Raw genomic sequence first — 18,772 nt, forward strand, 5'->3', positions numbered from 1 at the left:
CTCGGCATGAGTTCGGAAGTTTCTAGCGCCAAGACAAATCCCTCAGGCGGATCTGGGGAAATCCGATCCAAGCTAAAGAGAAACCGTCGATCAAGGGCGACTTTCGTCAAGAGACTGTAAAGAAGGAATGCCATCAACTCAAGTATCTCAACACGAGGTCTTCCAAGAAATCGCGTCGAGATCGTACTGCGAGTGGCCTGTCTACGATTCCACACCGCTGTACGACAGGAGTTCACTTGGTGGGCTTGAAGAAGACGTCCGAACCGTCGCAAGAGTCTGGTTCGAGCATGATGCTCACAAGTCCGTCAAGGATTTCGTGTGCCGTCTTCCGCTGGCGTACGTCGATTTCAGATCGCACGATAGCTACAGCGGATCGACACGCTACGAAATGGAGCAGTTAGTACGCACGTTCCTGCTGAAAGAACTCCACGGCTGGAAGCACGAGAGCGCACTCGTTGAGTATCTCGACCGATATTCGTCGGTTCGAAAGCGCCTCAGCTTCGAGAGCGTGCCCGATCAATCGACACTCTGGCGAACGTGGCACCAGCGTTTCGAACCCGAGCTCAGAGAAACGATCGAAACAGCCGCGAGAAGCATTCTTATTCAGGCAGACAGGGCCGACGTTCCTATTCCTCGCCAGCCACCGGAGCGGTCGTCCTCAAGAGAGCAATCCAACAGTGAGGAACCTACTCAGCAGAAAATTCTTGATCGTGCTGAAGACATTACAGAGCAGGTGAGTGGGATCGTCCACCCAGCGTTCTCACTATGCCGTGGAGAACGGTGCGAGATTCACGAGAACGCATTCTGGGAACTCCAGACCTACCTCGGTCTACACGAGGCCCTTGCGGCTAATGAGGGCGCACGTAGCTTTCTCTACGAATCTGACCGAAGCCGAACGCCGCTTGGACACAATCATCGAGCACATCTGCGCGACCTCTCTATCGGTAGGATTCGTGATATGTACCGGGATGCGGTGAAGCGGATAGTCGACCGATTGAGCGAAACAGATGCGTTTCATCGTGCCGGGTTGGTCGCTATCGACATCACTGAGGAAGACCCATTCACTGGTGACCGAGAGGGCCACGAAAACGAGATCATCGGCACGAAGGAGAAGAACACCGAATACGCCTACCAGTGGGCGACCATCCAGTTGGTCGGCAACGCAGTTCCGTTGGTACTGGACGCCCGGCCAGTCAGAAAGGGCGACAGCCGCCGTGAGATCGTTGAGGACCTGCTGGATAGTGCTCAGAGTTTGCTCCACATCGACGGTGTGCTGATGGATCGAGAGTTCGATAGCCAGCACCTACTCGAATCCGTCTCTCAGCGAGGACTGACCTACGTGGTTCCCAAGCGAATGTATTCCAGCGAGAAGGCACAAGCTAAGCGGCTGCTCAAACGAGGTCAGGATTACTACACTGCCGATCGGAAGCTGCACCTCGGGAAGAACGAGTGGCATGAGACGACGTTCGTCTATAAGCGCAAAGAGAACTCAGAGCGGACGGACTACGGTCAGTACGCGGTGTTCCTGACGAATGCACCAGCAGGAGCGGTTCGCGAGTATTCGTATCGCTGGGAGATCGAGAGCGGCTATAAGAGCATCAAACGGTTCAAGGCTGCGACTACCTCGAAGGATTTCGTACTCCGGTTCTTCTACTTCGCGTTCGCCTGCCTGCTGTATTCGATCTGGCGAGCGGTCGATCTCCTTGTGCAAGTAATCCTCACTAACGAATACAAGTGCTCACCAGTTGTGACGGCACAGAATACGCTGACGTTGCTGCAAAAGCGGACGGGAGTCGGCTAGAGCCTGATGTTGGGTCGAAAGCAGCGAGCCTGAGCGACAGCTCTGTTCAGGGTATCTCTTGAGCGCACTTCTAACCAGATAATCAACACGAATCGCCGATTGCGTCTAATTTGACGGCGGCCAGAATACACTATCCCTCCAATATCGTGCATTCTGGACCCTCTATGCTTGGTGTAGTCTCATCTTCCACAGAGTCTCGGAAGATAACTAATTCTACAAACCAAACCGGTGAACGGCGGCCGTTTTCGTGGATAATAAAAGTAATTTCGACAGCCAGAACCCGCTGTCTAATGTAACCAGCCACTTAGTCGGCGAAAGTCGACGAAAATGAACTCTCCAGGCGCGTCCTGCGGCTACCGAGACTTCGATGAACACGAAATGACGCCGCTCTCATCAGTCACCCGGTACAATGCAGAATGCCAGGATCTCGGTGAACTCACCAGCCGGAATCGGTGGACGCTCACCGAGATGCACGCCCACCGTGCTACGAAACAGGAGATTCGTGAGCCGCCACACGTTGTACATCACGACGCCGATCACGAAGTAGAGGAACCGTATTCGGTAGTCCATCGAGCCCACCGTCGGTAGAAAGTGCTTTTTGATCGTCTTATACTCGTTTTCGATCTCCCACCGCTGCGAGTATTGGCTGGCGAACCCTTCGACCTGCTCCAGCGGAACATCACGGTTCGTCGTGAACGCCGCGTAGGCACCCTCTTCTTTCGTTGAAGGAACGTACATGATGCTTCCCGTGTGGACTCGACCATCGTACTCGCGCGGTACGTCTCGCACGACTCCTGCATCACTGACGGCTTCGCGATCCAATTCCTCGATATCCCTGATTTCAGCCCGGTATTTTCGCTTCGGGATGAGATAGGTCGTGTCGTGACGATCGATTGCGTCTCTTACACTATGCGTGTCGAATCCGCGGTCACAGAACAGCTTGTGGATGTCGACGTGTTGCTTGGCCTGTTTCAGCAATCGCTCGACGAGACAGGACTGCGGTGTGATCTGTGCATCTTCTGACTCCCAATCGGAATCGCGGCGCACTGGTTCGATACCGAGGACGATCGGCGTATCCTCCCCGATGATGGTGATTGTCGCCATCTCGTATCCGCGCTCGTGACGCTCTTTCAGCCCGTGAATCATCTCCGGGTAGTCTTCACGCGGGTAGATCTCCATTCCGTCGGCCACTATCGGTTCCTCGCCATGTGTCACGTCTCCATCGTCTTTGTAGGGTGAGGTGAAAACCGGCCACGGGGTAATGTCGATAGCGGCGATGACTGGTTCACGGATGCCACCGTTCTCTTTGAGCTCTTCGAGGACCGTCTCGACGCCACAATGGAATGGGCCGAGTACCTCGTCGCGAATGCGCTCCCAGTCTGTCGGCCGCTGCCCGTCCTCGTACTCGGTGAGTGTTGTCTGTTCGGGCGGGGCAGCGGTTTTCTTCATCGTCCGGAGGTGGGTGTCACCGTGGGGCGTCTCCCTGCGATCGCTAATACGCTCGAACCGTTTGGTTGATCCTTTCGAGCGGGTCGTCGTACCTCGGTCGGCCATATTCAGGTACCCCTGTCGCTCGAAGAACACCATATCTTCGAACGTGGTGTTGTCCGCTCGTCCGCTGTCGAACTCGTCGAAACCGCGATCACGTGCTGCTTCAACAGCGTTCATGATCTGGTCGTCGGTAACGTCGGTGGAATCTATCTTGTCTGGATCAAGACGCGGCTCGTCGTCTGAGAGAATACCGTGGTCAGCGGCGATTTCTCGTATCACCTGTGCGGTAGCCCTGATCATGTGGCGATCCGTGAACGAAAGTCGATTGCGCCAGATGTAACTAATCGTCTGCTGTGTCGGTACTCCATCGAGTCCGAACCGGACCCAAAGATACGCTGTACCCTTCAGCCGGCGATGCAACTCGGGTTGGCTGATATCGAGTGTTTTCATATAGAGGAACATCGTGAGGACCGGCTCGAACTCGAATCGCGCTTTGCTAGGAGCAGAATACTGGTCGGAGAACCTCTCTGTTAGGAATTCAAGACCGGCGACCACTCGTGTGATGTGATCATGAAGCCTGCACAGTTCACGGACTTCATTCCAGAGGAATTTTGAAACCAGTGGCTTCTCGCCAACTAGATGGGTGTTTTTCGGTGAGTACGCTTCCGATTGTGAGTTATTAGTCATAGTGGATTGGATAGATGGGAACTTTGTTTGGCTCGGCGAGTCGCTTCNGTTTTTCGGTGAGTACGCTTCCGATTGTGAGTTATTAGTCATAGTGGATTGGATAGATGGGAACTTTGTTTGGCTCGGCGAGTCGCTTCTGCTAATACTGTCGCCAGAAGTGTGAACACGATTGCACCGGCTGCCGCGAGCTCGTGAGCTGGCGAAACATGTTGGACGACGCCCCCCACGATTGGTTCCACGGGGAGTAGCGTATGATGTGGAGTTCCAACGATCGGCACGAAGTAATCAACGAGGTCGTTGAATCCGTACCAGCCAGCGGCAACGAGAATCGCACCGAGTGGAAAGTCGCTGTACCGATGAATCAGAAAGGCCTCTACAACCATGCCTAGGTGTGAAACGAACAGGAAACCGTACATTGCGGTCGCCGCGAGATCCGAGCCCAGCAACGGTACGATCTGTGGTGGTGGCGCAACTGTCGCGAGAAACGTATCCGCGAAGACCGTCAGTACGTATGGCGTCCAGAGCCCGAGTTTGATACACCCGAAAAAAGCCACCACATTCAGATATTCGTTCGATCGACCGAGTTTGTACAGCGTGAGTGAGAGTGCGATCAATAGCGTCGCCATCGGACTGTCAGGGACGACCGGCCATGCCACGACGGGTTCGAGCCGAAACTGTGGCAGGTAGTACCAGAACCCGAATGCTGTCCCGACCAGATTGATCGCGACGATCACCCACGTGTATCTGAGTGCCAGCGTCTCGATCTCTCGTGGAATCGGATTAAGATACCACGGGAGGGGGTTAGTCGTTCGTGTCGCCATCGAAGTGAGCAAGCCCAACGCCGTCTGTAGTCGCTGATTGCTGGCCAAGGAACGCTACGAGTTCGGCCTCGGTGACTGGCTGTGATTCGATATCCAAACCGGCGTCACGCGCAATCCGAACCGCACTCGGTGGATGGATGTTCGCCTCGTTCAGTAAATCCTCGTCGTAGAAGATCTCCTGAGGGCTCCCATTCCCGATGATGTTCCCGTCGGCCATCACGCAGATACGGTCAGCGATCTCGGCCGCGATGTCGAGGTCGTGTGTCGAGAGGACGACGCTGACCCCCTCCGTGTGAATGTGGCGGATCCGCTTGGCGACTAATCGCGAGCGCTCGGGATCGAGGCCAGCGAACGGTTCGTCGAGCACGATCACGCTCGGTTCGAGCACCAGTACGCCAGCGAGCCCGACGAGTCGCTTCTCGCCGCCGCTCAGGTAGTGTGGGATGCGGTCTTCGAGGTGGCTCGCGTCCATCGTCGCGAGCGCCTCGTGGGCTCGCTTTTCGGCCTCGTCGGCTGGAACCCCGTAGTTGTGCAACCCGAACATCACGTCGTCGAGAACTGTTGGGGCGACGATCTGCGTGTCGGCGTCCTGAAAGACGAACCCGACTTCCTGGCGGGCGTGGCGCTTGTTCTCGTCGATTATCCGCTCTCCAGTTACGCGGAGTTCGCCCTTGTCGGGCGTAAGCGTCGCGTTCAGGTGTTCGAGCAGCGTCGACTTTCCTGAGCCGTTGCCACCCACCAGCGCGACGACCTCGTCGGCGTGAACCGCGAACTCGACATCGTGCATCCCGACGGTTCCATCGGGGTAGGTGTGAGATTTACATCGAAGCGCGACCAGTGGGTCGGTCCCGTTCACGCTGTCGTCGGTGACGTCGGTCATTGTGCGGTCGTTCATATCGCTACCACCCCGTAGGAAACTACGAGCGCATAGGAGACCACGAGGGCGAACAGTCCGACGACCGCAGCGACTTCGCTCGCGGGCGGTCGACGCACGGTGCTGTAGAGGGTGAGATCACCCTCATAGCCACGTGCTTCCATGGATTTGACGAGCCGTTCGGAGCGTTCGATAGCGGTCAACATCGTCATCCCGAAGATCCGTGCGTAGAGCCGTCTGTTCGCCCAGAACTCGCCGAGATTCGCTCCCCGGGCGAGTGTACTTTTCACTAAATCCTCGAGTGTTTCGAGCATGATGAAGGTGAATCGATAGGTCAGCAGTGCGACCTGGTCGATCGGTGCGGGAAACACCCGTCCAAGGAGGTAGGCGATATCGTTGTACTTCGTCGTCATCGATGTCGTCAGGGTGAACGTCACGACCGTCAGCGAGCGGCAGGTCAGTTCACTGAATAGCGAAGCGCCTTGCCAGGTGACCGAGAGTTCTCCGACTGGCGTCGCGAGCGCACCCAGGATCGGCGTTCCAGGTTCGAGAAAGGCGAGCGGTCCGGCCACTGAAACGATGAACAACATCGGAAGCGTATACCAGAGCACCAGTCGCCGGTACGGAAGTCCGGCGATACCATATACAATGAGCGTCACGGCGTAAAGACTAGCGAGAACTGCGAGTGAATCGACAATGGTGACAGCAAGAACGAGGACGGCAACGATGCCGAGCTTCGTCCACGGATTCACCCGATGAAGGGGGCTCTCACGATTCTCAGCGTACGCCGTGATAAGTCGTGGGTCGGGGACGTGATTCGAAAGCGTCGCCATCTATTCAGGCTGTTTCCTGCTCACTATCACGGGCAGGCTCGTCGTCACCTCGATACCGGGTTGCGTAGAGGTACAATCCGACACCGATGCCGACGAGCAAGACGACGATCGCTACGTACTCGGTGACGAGTCCGCTTTTAGTGATGGGTCCGGCGATGATGATGCCGCGTCCGAGGTCGAGGAGCGGCCCGCCACCGTTCTGTGCGCCCTGTTGGAGCGCCTGGCCGAACCGTTTGGCGTACGGGAGCGCCCCTCCCGTTGAAGTGAATCCGTAGAGCCCGGCGGCCAGACAGATCGCGACCAGTCCTCCGAGCCCGCCGTACTGTTTCCAGCGCTGCATCAGGCGGTCACCCCTTCCGTCGTTTCGCGCTCATCGCGAGTCACGCCGGGAACGAGGTCCGGACGGATCGAGGCGAGGAACTGGACGATGAACCCGGTCAGCAGGCCTTCGATGACGGCCACACCGAGGTTGAGCCCGACCATACCGGCGACGGCGATAGCGAGATCCGACCGGGGGAGCGCACTGCCGTTGACGCCGGAGACGACGATGATGACGCCCATGAGGAGCGCCCCTACCGAGAGGCCGAGCGTCGCGGCGCTTGCGCTCGCGGGGAAGACGTCCCAATCCATGCGCATCAGCGTGCGGAAGGCGTAGTAGGCGACGATCGCTTCCGTCGCGTTGACGAGCACGTTCGCGCCGAGCAGTCCGATCGCGCCGTGACCCAGTGCTGCGGAGAAGACGTTGACCACGAACGCGATGAGCGCTCCCAGCAACGGCCCGGCGAGAATCCCGACGAGGCCGGTGAGATTCATATGGATACCGCCCCACACTGGAAGATTGAGTTGGAAGACTGCGAAGCTCGCCGCGGCACCGATGCCGGCGAGTGCGATCTGGTTGGTCTTGATCCCGCCTTTGCGAACACGGTACGTGACGAGTCCGAGCAATCCGGCACCGAGGACGGTCCAAAGAACGAGCGCCCACAACGGGAACGAGCCCTCGCCGAGGTGGATGTGTGCCATATCAGTTATCAATCTATTTGGATAGCATAACAACCTTACGTATCACAGCAATTTCAGTTGTTAGAGAGCAATGAATAATACATCGCCTTTAACATCACGCCATAGAAGTCCAGATAACAGGTGAGAGAGCCGTAATCCCATCTACAGAGCGTTCTCGAGCCCTCAATCCAAGCTTCCACGCACATTACTAGAACCGAGAGTTCGAAACTCAGTCAGGTGGGCGTCTTCTGGTTTATCCGCGGCTCCTCGAGACTCGTTCATACCCTCGAAACCGACAACGATCAAACAGAGCCCTTCGTCGACTTTCGTTGGAAATCGTGTGTGACATATAGGCGAACGAAGGAATCATGCATCGGTCTATTCGGTGTGACCGTGGGAAATCCAAACGAACACTCGTTCGAGCATCGAACCAGTGTCTCTATACGGCTCGTGAAATATCTCTCTTTAATGGAGGATGGCAAAGTACGACTTCTCCAATACCTCGGAACAGCGCTCGTCGTTGTTTCGGTCGCCGTTCATCTCTGGTGGGGGTTACCGCGATTTCTCATCTACGCCCGACCACAGACGCTTGCCTTCTATCTTCAGAGTGGTGGAGTTCCTGACCCCCGACCGTTCCTGTTCATGGGGATGGTCGTCGCGATCGTGATCGTAGGTATGGCTGTCTGGCGCGGCTTGGTTGAGGATCGAACGGTCTATGCCGTCCTCCTGATCCTCATGCTCGGTTCGATCGTCGGGTGGATGCTCTGGCATACGATCCTGAATCACGGGGTTGCACTGACCTCGTCGAACGCAGCGGCTACCGAGGGCCATCAAGGGAGCGTCGTCAGCACGCTGTTCACTCATTTCGTTACGGTTCCGCTTGAAGGCGGAACGAAACTCGTCGAACTCGCCGCTGTGTTAGTCTTTGGCGTCCTTCTCCGAGTGACTCCACGGACGACGAAGACTGACCGTTGAGCAGGGTAACCGTACTCTGTTGTGTGATGGGTGTCACGCCGACACCAACTGTTTGGACGAAAGCCAACAGCTAGCGAACGAACTCGATGGTTTTCACCACGGCAAACGCCAGAAGTGCAACCAAACCGATAGCAACGACGAATTGATACAACGGTAGAGAGACAGTGTCGTGGGTTGCATGTCCGGCGTGCAGTAGGAGTGATACTGATACCGGGAATAGGAGTTCTATGGCACTCATCTACGACCTGTACGATCCGAACCGACTTGTTCTCGAGGTCTACAGAACCACTGGTCGCGGAATCCGTTTCTCAGCTATTCTCGAACGCTTCCTGTGAGAGTTCCAGATTGACGGTCGCACCGACGACGTTTCCGTCGGCGACGGCGGACGGAATCGACGGGGCCGATGCATTCGAAGCATCCCCCGCGACGAACAGCCCGTCGATCGATGTGAATCCTACACCGTGCTCTGATTGCCCTACTTCGATGAGTCCGATCTCAGTCACTTTGAGGCCGAGCTGCTCGGCTAACTTGCTATGTTGTTTCATCGGTGGAGGATAAAAGAACGCATGGCGGGCGATCTCGCGACCATCTTCAAGTGAGATGCTTTCGAGACTATCGCTAGATCCGTTGAATGCCCTGATTGGCTCGTTTTCGATCTCGATTCCACGCTCGGTGAAGGCCGACCGTGTCGCTTCGCCGAGGGTTTCCTGCCCATCGGTGAACACGACGAGATCCTCGCTTAGATTGTAAATGAGCTTCGCGTATTCGATCGTGTGTTGGTTGTTGACGAGAACGCCGAGCGGTTGGTCACGAACTTCGTAGCCGTGACAGTAGGGACAGTGGTGGACGCCGTTTCCCCACAGCTCCTCGAAGCCATCGATCTCCGGAAACTCGTCACTGATGCCGGTTGCAAGGACGATTTTCCGACTCGTGATCGTCTCGTCACCATCGAGCATGCTCGTGAACCCACTTCCATCTTTCTCGACGTTGGTGACCCGCACGTCTCGAAACTCCCCGCCGTAGCTAGCCACTTCTTCATGACCGAGACGCCGGAACTCCTCGGGCGAGATCCCGTCTCGTGTGAGATACCCGTGAGCCTCGGCTGCTGGGCCATTGCGCGGTTCGTCGTTGTCGCAGATGAGGACATTTCTCAGCGAACGTCCTAGCTGGAGTGCGGCACTCAACCCCGCCGGTCCGCCACCAATAACGAGAACGTCGTAGTCCGGACTCGAACGAGCTGATTTTCCGATCCCTGTTGCCATATTAGTAATAAAGACGCTAATCTTAATAAGGGTTGTTTTTGGGGGTGTGTCTATAGCAACTTCGTGGGTTAGCCGGCGAAGTACTACGCTGACTACATGGCACCGTCTAATCGAGCGGGGCCGGTTGCTCTCTATGGTGTAGGACACGAGATTAGGTAGTAGAGTTGATGAGATCCGTTTCATCGTTGGCCGGCGATAGCGACCGTTAGCTGCCAGATCTAGAGCGGTGGCCTGAACGAATACCAGTTCACTGAACAACGAAACTCATTCGCTCGGGTTCGCTTGACTAGGCGTTGCCAACTGGAATAACACCGAACCGTGAGGATTTAATAAGCTATGCCAATCTACACACTCCCATCATTAGCAACGCTTTTTATGCTATAACCTCTGAGTTAATATCGCAATGGCACACACCTGTTCGCGATGCGACGAAGAGTTCGGAGCCGCAGCGGCACTTGACCAGCACGTCGCACTTCACCACAACGTCTGTGGCCTGTGTGACGACGAATTCGACGATGTTGGCGGCCTTCAGGAACACACTCACGCAGCACACTGAGTCGGCCTGACAGCACTGATCTTTCTAAGAAAGCGACTCGGTAGCGCCGCCTTCGAATCTAATTCGTCTACGCAAGTGATTGGGCGAAATCCTCGACGGGAAGAACCGAATAGTCTACCGAGAGAGTATCCTGGGTCGCGCGAACCTTCCCGACGAAGGTCGAAATATCCTCAAGGTCACCATCGAGGATGAAGACCTCCATACAGTAGTGGTCGCCAACGTGACTGTGAAAGTTCGATGCGACGAGGTCTTCTTGTTCGTGACGAAGGTGCATCATTCGTTCTTCGACGCTCGTCGTTTCGTAGTCGAATAGCACCGTGACAATGCTCATGAGTTCACGGTCCTCAAGACGAGCATCTTCGAATTCGCCAAGCAGATTCCGTGCAGCCTCCCTAATAACCTCGCTTCGGCCCGTATACCCGTGATCGTCGGCAAATCCATCGATCCGCTCAAGTAAGCTTTCGGGCATCGAGACGCTGACGACAGTCATGTATTAAGACAAGCCGGGCAGACTAATAGTTCTTGTTATCGCTACTCTCGGCTTTCAATAGAACTCGCTAGTGTGCTTCCATTATCAGACTCTCTGACCGGGTTCACCAGGGACATATAGATTAAATCACCCACAAAATATCATTAATGCGATTACAACAGATCCTAGTGAAGCGACGAACTACGAATACCAACGAAGGTTAGATCGAGAGCGATACTAAAGACTCACATATCTATAGACTAGATTAGCAACTTGATGAGAACGAGCTTCAGTATTCCCGACGATCTCGTTGCGGAATTCGACGAAACGTGGCAATCCGAGGGGTTGGAGTCGCGTTCGCGTGGTGTCCGGGAAGCGATGCAGGAGTACGTCGAATCACACGTGCGTCTTGAAGCCGTTGATGGAACGGTCGTCGCGATGATAAACTTCGATTACACCTACGAGCCGGTTATCAGGGCACTCCACGACGTCCAACACGAGTTCCAGGACGTTATCACAACGACGAATCACATCCATGAAGGGGAGTGGTGTCTTGAGACGTTGTTCTGTCGCGGCGCAGCGAACCAGATACGTGAACTGGTGTATGCCCTCCGGGATTTCGACGACGTGAATCGAGTGAACATCACGCTGACGCACACAGTATAACCTCTATCACCCGACGAGAGGGTGTTCGCTTTCAGCCGTGATTGGCGGTATTTTGTCCGGAGAGACGAGGAGATGATCGACTGAATCGATGTCGGAAACCGCACGCACCTTCCGTATGAACGTCGATATATCTTCCATGGAGCCGTCAAGGACGAACAGTTCCATACAGTAGGGTCCGTTTGTGTGACAGTGATCGTTCGAGACAACGAGGTTGTTGTGTTCGTGGCGGAGCTGCATCAATTGTTGTTCAACATGCGATAGTCCATAATCAAACAAAGCGATCACGACACTCGCTAACTCCTCGTTTTCCTCTTGTTCGTTCTCGAATTCACTGAGCAGGTTCCGCGCACTTTGCCGAACGACTTCGCTCCGGCCGGAGTAGCCGTGGTCATCCGCGAATTCATCAAGCCTAGTCACGAGTTCTTCTGGCATCGAGATACTGACGATTGACATATGGTCTCCTCTCAGCGATGGGTTGTATATCTTGTTATGACTAGATGAGAGTTTGCGTAATAATTAGCATTAAGTGGTCTAAGGTTCATAATCAAGGCGACAACAGATGAGTCAACGTCCAATTCCAGTCACGATACTGAGCGGAAGTCTCGGGGCGGGCAAGACGACCACCCTGAATCACGCCCTGAACACGGATCACGGACTCGACATCGCGGTCGTCGTTAACGATATGGGCGAGGTGAATATCGACGCCGACCTCGTCGAGCAAGAATCCGAACTCTCCGAGGAGAACGAGGAGGTCATCGAACTCTCGAACGGCTGTATCTGCTGTAGGCTTCGCGGGGACATGCTCGACCAGCTCGGCGACATAGCCGAGCGCCGCGACTTCGACTACCTTCTCGTGGAACCCTCGGGTATCAGCGAGCCGATCCCGGTCGCCCAGACGTTCGCCCGCGGCTTCGAGGACGCGGAGTTCGATCCGACTGGCGTGTACGAGCTCGACACGATGGTCAGCGTGGTCGACGCCCACAGCTTCTGGACGGGCTTCGACTCCGGCCAGGCGCTCACCGACGATACCGTCGAACCCAACGACGAGCGCGTCCCCGAGGAGGCACTCATGGACCAGATCGAGTTCTGTGACGTCCTTCTCTTGAACAAGTGTGACCTCGTTCCCGATGAGGAACTCGACGAGATGGAGGCGGTGCTACGGGCGCTCCAGCCCCGGGCGAAGATCATTCGCACGGAACACGGCGCGGTCGACCCGACGGAGATCCTGAACACGGGTCGGTTCGACTTCAGACACGCCAGCCAGTCCGCCGGCTGGAAGCGCGAGCTCCAGGGCGGCCACGAACACGGGGACGCTGCGGATGAACACGGCGTCACCTCGTTCGTCTTCGACGCCAATCGACCGTTCCACCCCGAGCGGATCGCCGACTTCCTCGCGACCCTCCCTGATGGCGTGATCCGCGCGAAGGGCTTCTTCTGGTCGGCGGGTCGCGAGGACGTCGCGATGGGGATGGACAAATCCGGGCAGTCGGTTCGAGCGGGCCCCAGCGGGACGTGGCTCGCCAGGCTTCCCGAGGCCGAACAGGAGCGCTACTTCGCGGCCCGACCCGGGATAAAGGAGAACTGGGACGACAAGTGGGGCGACCGTGGTGTCGAACTGGTTTTCATCGGCCGCGAATTCGACCAGAGTTCGCTCGTCGAACGGATGAACGACTGTCTGCTCTCGGAGACAGAGATGGACGAGGACTGGAGCAGGTACTCGGACCCGTTCGGTCCCGACGAGCAGCGTGAGCTGGCGCTGGCCGACGACTGATGAGCGGCGACGACCAGCCCCCGGTCACGCTCCTGAGCGGCGGCCTCGGGGCAGGAAAGACGACGCTGCTCAACCACCTCCTCACCGCTGGCGGCGAGCGGTACGACATCGCGGTGCTCGTCAACGACGTCGGCGAGGTGAACGTCGACGCCGACCTCATCGAGAGCGGTTCGGACCTCTCGATGGACGACGGCGGCGTCACGGAGCTCTCGAATGGCTGTATCTGCTGTGGGCTCCAAGACGAACTGGATGAGGAGCTCCTGCGGCTCGCGTTCGACGAGGCGTTCGATTTCCTCGTTATAGAGGCCTCGGGGATCAGCGACCCGGTTCCGATCGCGGGCCGGTTCGTCTCCCCCGCACGAGCTTCCGCGCTCTACGACCTCGATACCACCGTCACCGTGGTCGACGCCGAGCAGTTCCACCGCGCGTTCGTCGAGGACGAGCCCCTGACGCCGGCCGAGGACGGCGCGCGGCCGCTCTCGGACCTGCTCGCAGAACAGGTGGAGTTCTGTGACGTCCTCGTGCTCAACAAGTGCGACCTCGTCTCCGAGGCCGAGTGCGAAGCGGTCGAACGCGTCATCCACACGCTCCACCCGGACGTGGAGATCGTTCGAGCGACCAACAGCGCTGTCGACCCGGACCGGATCCTCGGAACTGGACAGTTCGACGAGGAGGCGGCGAGCAACGCCGCACGCTGGAAACAGATCATCACTGACGACGGTCACGGCGATCACGGACACGACGACCATGCTCACGAGCACGAAGACGACGAGAACCACGGGCACGACCACGGTCACGACGACGACCATCACGACCACCTCCATCCGCCCGAGGAGTTCGGCGTCGAGTCGTTCGTCTACGAGCGCCACCGGCCGTTCCATCCCGAGCGGTTCCACGGTTGGCTTCGCTCGTTCCCCGATTCCGTCGTCCGCGCGAAGGGCCATCTCTGGGTCGCGGGTCGCGAGCGCTACGCGCTCAACCTGAGTCAGGCGGGCGTCGAGACCCACGTCGACGTCAACGGTCGTTGGGCGGCCACGCTGCCCTCGTTCCGACAAGAGTCCTACCGCGAGTCGCGGTCGGACCTCCACTGGGACGAGGAGTGGGGTGACCGAGAGACGAAACTCGTCTTCATCGGCGCGGGGATGGACGAAGCCGGCATCGCCGAGACGCTCGACGACTGCCTGCTCTCGGACGCGGAGCTGGCGGCGGACGACGAGTGGGAGCGGTTCGAGAACCCATTCCCAGGGACGATGGAGCAGTCCCAGCCCCCGATGGAACAGCGGCTCGTCGTCGGAGGGCGAGAGTGAGCCGGACTCACCCCGAGCTCCCGGCGATCGAGGACCGACGGACAGCCGATGCCGACGGTCACGACCGTATCGACCCGCTTGGTGTGGCCATCGTGACGGTCTCGTCGTCCCGCGGGGCCGACGACGAACCCGATCCCGAGGATCCCAGCGGCGACGCCATCGCCGAGATCCTCGCCGATGCGGACCACGTCGTCACTGCTCGCCAACTGATCCCGGACGATTACGTCCGGATCAAGACGACCGTGAGCGAGTTGCTGGACTGCTCGGATGCCGATATCGTCATCACCACGGGCGGGACGGGCGTGACCGTCGACGACGTCACCCCGGACGCGGTCGGGGAGCTCTTCGACCGCGAACTCCCGGGGTTCGGCGAGGCGTTCCGGTGGCTCTCCTGGGAGGAGGTGCGGACGCGAGTCGTCTCGACCCGCGCGACCGCGGGCATCGCCCGTGACGTGCCGGTGTTCGTGCTCCCCGGAAGCGAGAACGCCGTTCGGCTCGCGACCAGCGAGATCATCGCCGCGGAGGCACCACATCTCGCCGGGCTCGCGACACGACACACGAGCGGGAGCGACGATGGCTGACGTGGTAGAGCCCCTCTCGTCCCCGCCGCGGAGGTGTGCCGCGTGACCCTCTACGGGAGCGGACTCGGCCCCGGTGCGGCCGACCTGCTCACGGTTCGGGGCAAACGAGTGCTCGAATCGGTCGCCGTCGTCTACTCCCCGGGCCGACTCTCCCGCCGGGTCGCCGCCGAGTACGTTCCCGACTCGACGCTGAGCGACCTCGAATTTCCGATGACGACCGACCCCGAGAAACTCCGAACCGCGTGGAGCGCGGCGGCCGACGAGGTCGCCCCGCGTGCGCGAGAGAACGACGCCGCGTTCCTCACGCTCGGCGACCCCTGCATCTACTCGACGTTCGGCCACCTCCGGCGAACGCTCGGCTCGGCAATCTCGTACTCTGTCTCGCTGCGCGATGATTTCGGCATCCTCGATGTGAGGGCACGCCCGATGCTCGACAAAACCATGCGCTCGGCCTCGGCGACCCGATCGCCGACTCCACGTTCGGCCACCGTTTGATGAGAGGCGTCTCGAAAATCACGAGCAGAGATCGCTCCTCCGTACGCGTTATCCAGGTCATCTATCGAACGGCACGCTCCAGCGTATCGGCATCGTCTGGGTGATCACGATCCGGTCACGAGTGGTTCATCGACGTGAGGTGTTCACTCCCTACTTCTCTCACGCATGCTTATTAACTAGAATGCCTAAAATCACAACTGTTATTATATCGTGGGAGTAGATTGGTAACTAGGATGATGAAAGACTACACACGGCGGCGGGTTCTGATCGGTGCTGGAGTGGCGGGTGTCGGTGGCGTCGCTGGCTGTCTCGGCGGGAGCGGAACTGACAACGGTAACGAATCCGGCAGCGGTGGCAATGGAACGAACAACAGTTCCGGCACGTCGAACGCGTCCGACGAGCAGAAGACGGCACAAGCGTCGTTCTTCGTCTTCGGCGACTTCGCCTCACAGGTCGCCGGCGACGCCGCGACGGCGAACACGCTCGTTCCGGTCGGCCAGCACGGTCACGGCTGGGAGCCCGGACCACAGATACAGGGGACGGTGCTCGATTCCGACCTGTTCGTCCACGGGATGAAGGGGTTCCAGCCGTGGGCGGACGACCTCGTGTCGAGTCTTCAGGAGGACAATGCAGATGTAACGGTCGTTACGGCGGGTTCAAATGTCGATCTGCTCGAAGCCGGCGAGGATCATCACCACCACGAGGAGGAAGAAGAAGGGCATCACCACGAGAACGAAAGCGCTGGCAACGAGTCCGACCACCACGAACACCACGAGAACGAGAGTGAGGACAAACATCACGGGAACGAAAGCGAAGGCGAGCAGCACGACCACAAGGGCGAGGACGGACAACACGGAAACGAAAGTGAGCACGAGCAGCACGAAAACGAGAGCGAAGGCGAGCATCACAACCACGAGCACAACCTCCCGGGCGGGATGGACCCGCACTTCTGGCTTGACCCACTCCGTGCGAAGACGGCTGTCGGCACTATCGAGCAGGGTTTCACGGAGATCAGTGGTGGAAACGAGGACGCGTTCTCGAACAACGCCGACGAGTATCGGTCACGTCTCGACGACCTCCACGGCAGCTTCCAGTCCAAGCTGNGTGGTGGAAACGAGGACGCGTTCTCGAACAACGCCGACGAGTATCGGTCACGTCTCGACGACCTCCACGGCAGCTTCCAGTCCAAGCTGGAGAGCGCATCGAAGGAAGTCGTCTTCGTCGCGGGCCACAACGCCTACCAGTACCTCGCCGAGCGGTACGGCTTCGAGGCGGAGACGCTGACCGAGCTCTCCCCGGACGACCAGCCGACGCCGCGGGACATCGAACGCGCCCAGGAGATCGTCGGCGAACACGACCTCGAATACGTCCTCGCNGAGCTCTCCCCGGACGACCAGCCGACGCCGCGGGACATCGAACGCGCCCAGGAGATCGTCGGCGAACACGACCTCGAATACGTCCTCGCCGACCCCCTCGAATCCCAGAAGGCGGCGAATCAACTCGTCGCCGAAACCGACGCGAAGGAGGTGCTCCCGCTCACGCCGATTCCGGGGCAGACCCAACAGTGGGCCAATAAGGGATGGGGATACGTCGATATCATGGAGCAGGTCAACCTGCCGACGCTGGTGAAAGCGCTCGATGCGCAATGACGGGGCTGGCCCGGACGACACCAGGCGACGATCGATCCGACCCGTCCTCGACTCCCGACACTCGGTCGGAACTGAGTGCCGTCGTCGAGACTGCCGAAAACGGACGACGGAGCTGCACGATCCACCCAACCGACGCGACCGGAGTCGACCTCATGTCGCAGTGGATCACGGCGGACGACGATTCGTTCGTCGAAATCGGGGCAGTCGAGTGAGTCCGTCCGATCCCTCCTCCCGAGGTGATGATGACGGACCCGTCGCTAGCATCGAGGACGTTACGTTCGCGTACGCCGAGCGGCCCGTTCTCGAAGGGGTAACGCTCGATATCGAGGCCGGGACGTTTCTCGGCCTCGTGGGCCCGAACGGTTCGGGAAAGACGACGCTTCTCGAACTCGTCCTCGGGCTCCGCCGTCCCGATCGAGGCTCGGTGCGGCTGTTCGGTGAGCCCGCCCACACGTTCGACGACGGCGAGCGCATCGGCTACGTCCCCCAGCAGTCGGCGGCGACCGAGCGGATGCCGGTGACGGTTCGGGAGGCGGTCACGATGGGNGACGACGGCGAGCGCATCGGCTACGTCCCCCAGCAGTCGGCGGCGACCGAGCGGATGCCGGTGACGGTTCGGGAGGCGGTCACGATGGGGCGCTATCCACACCGGGCCGTGGGACGGTTCTCCGCAACCGACCGGGAGGCTATCGACAGCGCGCTCGACCGGGCCGGGATAGCCGACCTGAGCGACCGGCGCGTCGGGAAACTCTCCGGCGGCCAGCGCCAGCGCGTGTTTCTCGCTCGGGCGCTGGCCGCCGAGGCCGACCTCCTCGCGCTCGACGAGCCGACTATCGGCGTCGATGCCGAATCGCGCGAGCGGTTCTACGGACTGCTGGGCGATCTGAACGCCAGCGGGCTGACGATCGTCCTCATCGAACACGACATCGGGGTCGTTACCGAGCACGCGACCCAGGTCGCCTGTTTGAACCGCCACCTCTACTTCGACGGGAAGCCGGAGGAGTTCGTNCACGACATCGGGGTCGTTACCGAGCACGCGACCCAGGTCGCCTGTTTGAACCGCCACCTCTACTTCGACGGGAAGCCGGAGGAGTTCGTTACGACCGACGCCCTCGCGGAGGCCTACGGGACCGATCAGCACGTGCTCCAGCACGGCCACTGACCATGTTCGATCCCGCTCAACACTTCGTACTCGCGGTCGTCGGCACGCTCGTCGCCGGTATTCACGCACCAGGGGTAGCTATCGAGCCGCCAGTAGGATTTCTCTCGGGTGCGACGAACGCATTGGATTGGTTTCTCACGGCGGTCTACGGGGCGGCGATGAACTGGCTGAGCGATCTTCTCGGCGTGCGGATGCTCGGCTATCCGTACATGCAGCGGGCGTACCTCGCGGCGGTCTGTATCGCCATCATCGGCCCGCTCGTCGGGACCTTCCTCGTTCATCGAGAGATGTCGATGATCGGCGATACGCTCGCACACACCGCCTTCGCGGGCGTGGCGGTCGGTCTGTTCCTGAACACGACCCTCTCGTTGGA

At 58.9% G+C, this 18,772-nt stretch carries 19 protein-coding genes and 1 pseudogene; 11 read left to right on the forward strand and 9 right to left on the reverse strand.

Going from position 1 to position 18,772, the window contains the following annotated elements; all coding sequences use genetic code 11:
- The first annotated feature begins 127 nt into the window (after nucleotides 1-127).
- Entirely contained in the window at nucleotides 128-1,801 is a 1,674-nt protein-coding gene (locus C447_RS00805; protein WP_029601680.1) for a transposase, read from the forward strand.
- 393 nt (nucleotides 1,802-2,194) lie between these two features.
- Here C447_RS00805 and C447_RS17545 read toward each other — a convergent pair whose 3' ends face one another.
- From C447_RS17545 to C447_RS00835, 6 genes are all read right to left on the reverse strand, one after another.
- On the reverse strand, nucleotides 2,195-3,979 hold the full coding sequence (locus C447_RS17545; protein WP_237713310.1) for a transposase: 1,785 nt from the start codon (nucleotides 3,977-3,979) through the stop codon (nucleotides 2,195-2,197).
- A gap of 86 nt (nucleotides 3,980-4,065) precedes the next feature.
- Nucleotides 4,066-4,800, reverse strand: a complete 735-nt coding sequence (locus C447_RS00815; RefSeq protein ID WP_010612016.1) for a DUF1405 domain-containing protein — start codon at nucleotides 4,798-4,800, stop codon at nucleotides 4,066-4,068.
- Nucleotides 4,781-5,680 carry an energy-coupling factor ABC transporter ATP-binding protein gene (locus C447_RS00820; RefSeq protein WP_007689891.1) on the reverse strand — a complete coding sequence of 300 codons (900 nt, stop codon included), beginning with the start codon at nucleotides 5,678-5,680 and terminating at the stop codon, nucleotides 4,781-4,783. The genes C447_RS00815 and C447_RS00820 overlap by 20 nt, the downstream gene beginning before the upstream one ends.
- Before the next feature lie 11 nt (nucleotides 5,681-5,691).
- Complete coding sequence (locus C447_RS00825; RefSeq protein ID WP_029601679.1) at nucleotides 5,692-6,507, reverse strand: energy-coupling factor transporter transmembrane component T family protein; 816 nt, start codon at nucleotides 6,505-6,507, stop codon at nucleotides 5,692-5,694.
- 4 nt (nucleotides 6,508-6,511) lie between these two features.
- Nucleotides 6,512-6,847 (reverse strand): hypothetical protein, encoded by a 336-nt coding sequence (locus C447_RS00830; protein WP_007689895.1) that lies wholly within the window; start codon nucleotides 6,845-6,847, stop codon nucleotides 6,512-6,514.
- Nucleotides 6,847-7,527 carry an energy-coupling factor ABC transporter permease gene (locus C447_RS00835; protein ID WP_007689897.1) on the reverse strand — a complete coding sequence of 227 codons (681 nt, stop codon included), beginning with the start codon at nucleotides 7,525-7,527 and terminating at the stop codon, nucleotides 6,847-6,849. Before C447_RS00835 ends, C447_RS00830 begins: the two co-directional genes overlap by 1 nt.
- A gap of 447 nt (nucleotides 7,528-7,974) precedes the next feature.
- On the opposite strand from C447_RS00835, the gene C447_RS00840 reads away from it, so the two are divergent.
- Nucleotides 7,975-8,481, forward strand: a complete 507-nt coding sequence (locus tag C447_RS00840) for a hypothetical protein (protein ID WP_237713307.1) — start codon at nucleotides 7,975-7,977, stop codon at nucleotides 8,479-8,481.
- A 308-nt stretch (nucleotides 8,482-8,789) separates the two neighbouring features.
- On the opposite strand, the gene C447_RS00845 is transcribed toward C447_RS00840, so the two are convergent.
- Both C447_RS00845 and C447_RS00850 read right to left on the reverse strand, forming a co-directional pair.
- Nucleotides 8,790-9,743 carry an NAD(P)/FAD-dependent oxidoreductase gene (locus C447_RS00845; protein WP_049904284.1) on the reverse strand — a complete coding sequence of 318 codons (954 nt, stop codon included), beginning with the start codon at nucleotides 9,741-9,743 and terminating at the stop codon, nucleotides 8,790-8,792.
- Between the two features lie 623 nt (nucleotides 9,744-10,366).
- Entirely contained in the window at nucleotides 10,367-10,789 is a 423-nt protein-coding gene (locus C447_RS00850; protein ID WP_007689912.1) for a CopG family ribbon-helix-helix protein, read from the reverse strand.
- A gap of 255 nt (nucleotides 10,790-11,044) precedes the next feature.
- Between C447_RS00850 and C447_RS00855 the strand changes: the two genes are divergently transcribed.
- The gene (locus tag C447_RS00855; RefSeq protein WP_007689914.1) at nucleotides 11,045-11,434 is read left to right on the forward strand and encodes a CopG family ribbon-helix-helix protein; all 390 of its coding nucleotides are present in this window, start codon (nucleotides 11,045-11,047) and stop codon (nucleotides 11,432-11,434) included.
- Between the two features lie 6 nt (nucleotides 11,435-11,440).
- Here C447_RS00855 and C447_RS00860 read toward each other — a convergent pair whose 3' ends face one another.
- A complete protein-coding gene (locus C447_RS00860) occupies nucleotides 11,441-11,887 on the reverse strand; it encodes a CopG family ribbon-helix-helix protein (RefSeq protein ID WP_007689916.1) in 447 nt (148 codons plus the stop codon).
- Nucleotides 11,888-11,993: 106 nt separating this feature from the next.
- Here C447_RS00860 and C447_RS00865 point away from each other — a divergent pair, with 106 nt between their 5' ends.
- The 8 genes and pseudogenes from C447_RS00865 to C447_RS00900 all read left to right on the forward strand — a co-directional run.
- The gene (locus tag C447_RS00865) at nucleotides 11,994-13,205 is read left to right on the forward strand and encodes a GTP-binding protein (protein ID WP_029602023.1); all 1,212 of its coding nucleotides are present in this window, start codon (nucleotides 11,994-11,996) and stop codon (nucleotides 13,203-13,205) included.
- Nucleotides 13,205-14,512 (forward strand): GTP-binding protein, encoded by a 1,308-nt coding sequence (locus tag C447_RS00870; RefSeq protein WP_007689923.1) that lies wholly within the window; start codon nucleotides 13,205-13,207, stop codon nucleotides 14,510-14,512. The genes C447_RS00865 and C447_RS00870 overlap by 1 nt, the downstream gene beginning before the upstream one ends.
- A complete protein-coding gene (locus tag C447_RS00875) occupies nucleotides 14,509-15,093 on the forward strand; it encodes a MogA/MoaB family molybdenum cofactor biosynthesis protein (RefSeq protein WP_007689925.1) in 585 nt (194 codons plus the stop codon). The genes C447_RS00870 and C447_RS00875 overlap by 4 nt, the downstream gene beginning before the upstream one ends.
- A gap of 42 nt (nucleotides 15,094-15,135) precedes the next feature.
- Nucleotides 15,136-15,450, forward strand: a pseudogene (locus C447_RS00880) (SAM-dependent methyltransferase); the annotation flags it as partial.
- 374 nt (nucleotides 15,451-15,824) lie between these two features.
- Nucleotides 15,825-17,237, forward strand: a complete 1,413-nt coding sequence (locus C447_RS00885) for a metal ABC transporter substrate-binding protein (RefSeq protein WP_394295342.1) — start codon at nucleotides 15,825-15,827, stop codon at nucleotides 17,235-17,237.
- Nucleotides 17,234-17,449 (forward strand): DUF7511 domain-containing protein, encoded by a 216-nt coding sequence (locus tag C447_RS19025; protein ID WP_007689934.1) that lies wholly within the window; start codon nucleotides 17,234-17,236, stop codon nucleotides 17,447-17,449. Before C447_RS00885 ends, C447_RS19025 begins: the two co-directional genes overlap by 4 nt.
- On the forward strand, nucleotides 17,446-18,399 hold the full coding sequence (locus tag C447_RS00895; protein WP_007689935.1) for a metal ABC transporter ATP-binding protein: 954 nt from the start codon (nucleotides 17,446-17,448) through the stop codon (nucleotides 18,397-18,399). The genes C447_RS19025 and C447_RS00895 overlap by 4 nt, the downstream gene beginning before the upstream one ends.
- Nucleotides 18,400-18,401: 2 nt before the next feature.
- Nucleotides 18,402-18,772: metal ABC transporter permease (locus tag C447_RS00900; RefSeq protein WP_193363174.1), on the forward strand; the 371-nt coding region annotated here is incomplete at its 3' end.

Origin of the sequence: Halococcus hamelinensis 100A6 (assembly GCF_000336675.1) — an archaeon.
Taxonomy (GTDB): domain Archaea; phylum Halobacteriota; class Halobacteria; order Halobacteriales; family Halococcaceae; genus Halococcus; species Halococcus hamelinensis.

Bases quoted from the DNA above. Each gene is read 5' to 3' on its own strand.
- C447_RS00805 (WP_029601680.1), top strand. From the start codon at position 128: ATGCCATCAACTCAAGTATCTCAACACGAGGTCTTCCAAGAAATCGCG.
- C447_RS17545 (WP_237713310.1), bottom strand. From the start codon at position 3,979: ATGACTAATAACTCACAATCGGAAGCGTACTCACCGAAAAACACCCAT.
- C447_RS00815 (WP_010612016.1), bottom strand. From the start codon at position 4,800: ATGGCGACACGAACGACTAACCCCCTCCCGTGGTATCTTAATCCGATT.
- C447_RS00820 (WP_007689891.1), bottom strand. From the start codon at position 5,680: ATGACCGACGTCACCGACGACAGCGTGAACGGGACCGACCCACTGGTC.
- C447_RS00825 (WP_029601679.1), bottom strand. From the start codon at position 6,507: ATGGCGACGCTTTCGAATCACGTCCCCGACCCACGACTTATCACGGCG.
- C447_RS00830 (WP_007689895.1), bottom strand. From the start codon at position 6,847: ATGCAGCGCTGGAAACAGTACGGCGGGCTCGGAGGACTGGTCGCGATC.
- C447_RS00835 (WP_007689897.1), bottom strand. From the start codon at position 7,527: ATGGCACACATCCACCTCGGCGAGGGCTCGTTCCCGTTGTGGGCGCTC.
- C447_RS00840 (WP_237713307.1), top strand. From the start codon at position 7,975: ATGGAGGATGGCAAAGTACGACTTCTCCAATACCTCGGAACAGCGCTC.
- C447_RS00845 (WP_049904284.1), bottom strand. From the start codon at position 9,743: ATGGCAACAGGGATCGGAAAATCAGCTCGTTCGAGTCCGGACTACGAC.
- C447_RS00850 (WP_007689912.1), bottom strand. From the start codon at position 10,789: ATGACTGTCGTCAGCGTCTCGATGCCCGAAAGCTTACTTGAGCGGATC.
- C447_RS00855 (WP_007689914.1), top strand. From the start codon at position 11,045: ATGAGAACGAGCTTCAGTATTCCCGACGATCTCGTTGCGGAATTCGAC.
- C447_RS00860 (WP_007689916.1), bottom strand. From the start codon at position 11,887: ATGTCAATCGTCAGTATCTCGATGCCAGAAGAACTCGTGACTAGGCTT.
- C447_RS00865 (WP_029602023.1), top strand. From the start codon at position 11,994: ATGAGTCAACGTCCAATTCCAGTCACGATACTGAGCGGAAGTCTCGGG.
- C447_RS00870 (WP_007689923.1), top strand. From the start codon at position 13,205: ATGAGCGGCGACGACCAGCCCCCGGTCACGCTCCTGAGCGGCGGCCTC.
- C447_RS19025 (WP_007689934.1), top strand. From the start codon at position 17,234: ATGACGGGGCTGGCCCGGACGACACCAGGCGACGATCGATCCGACCCG.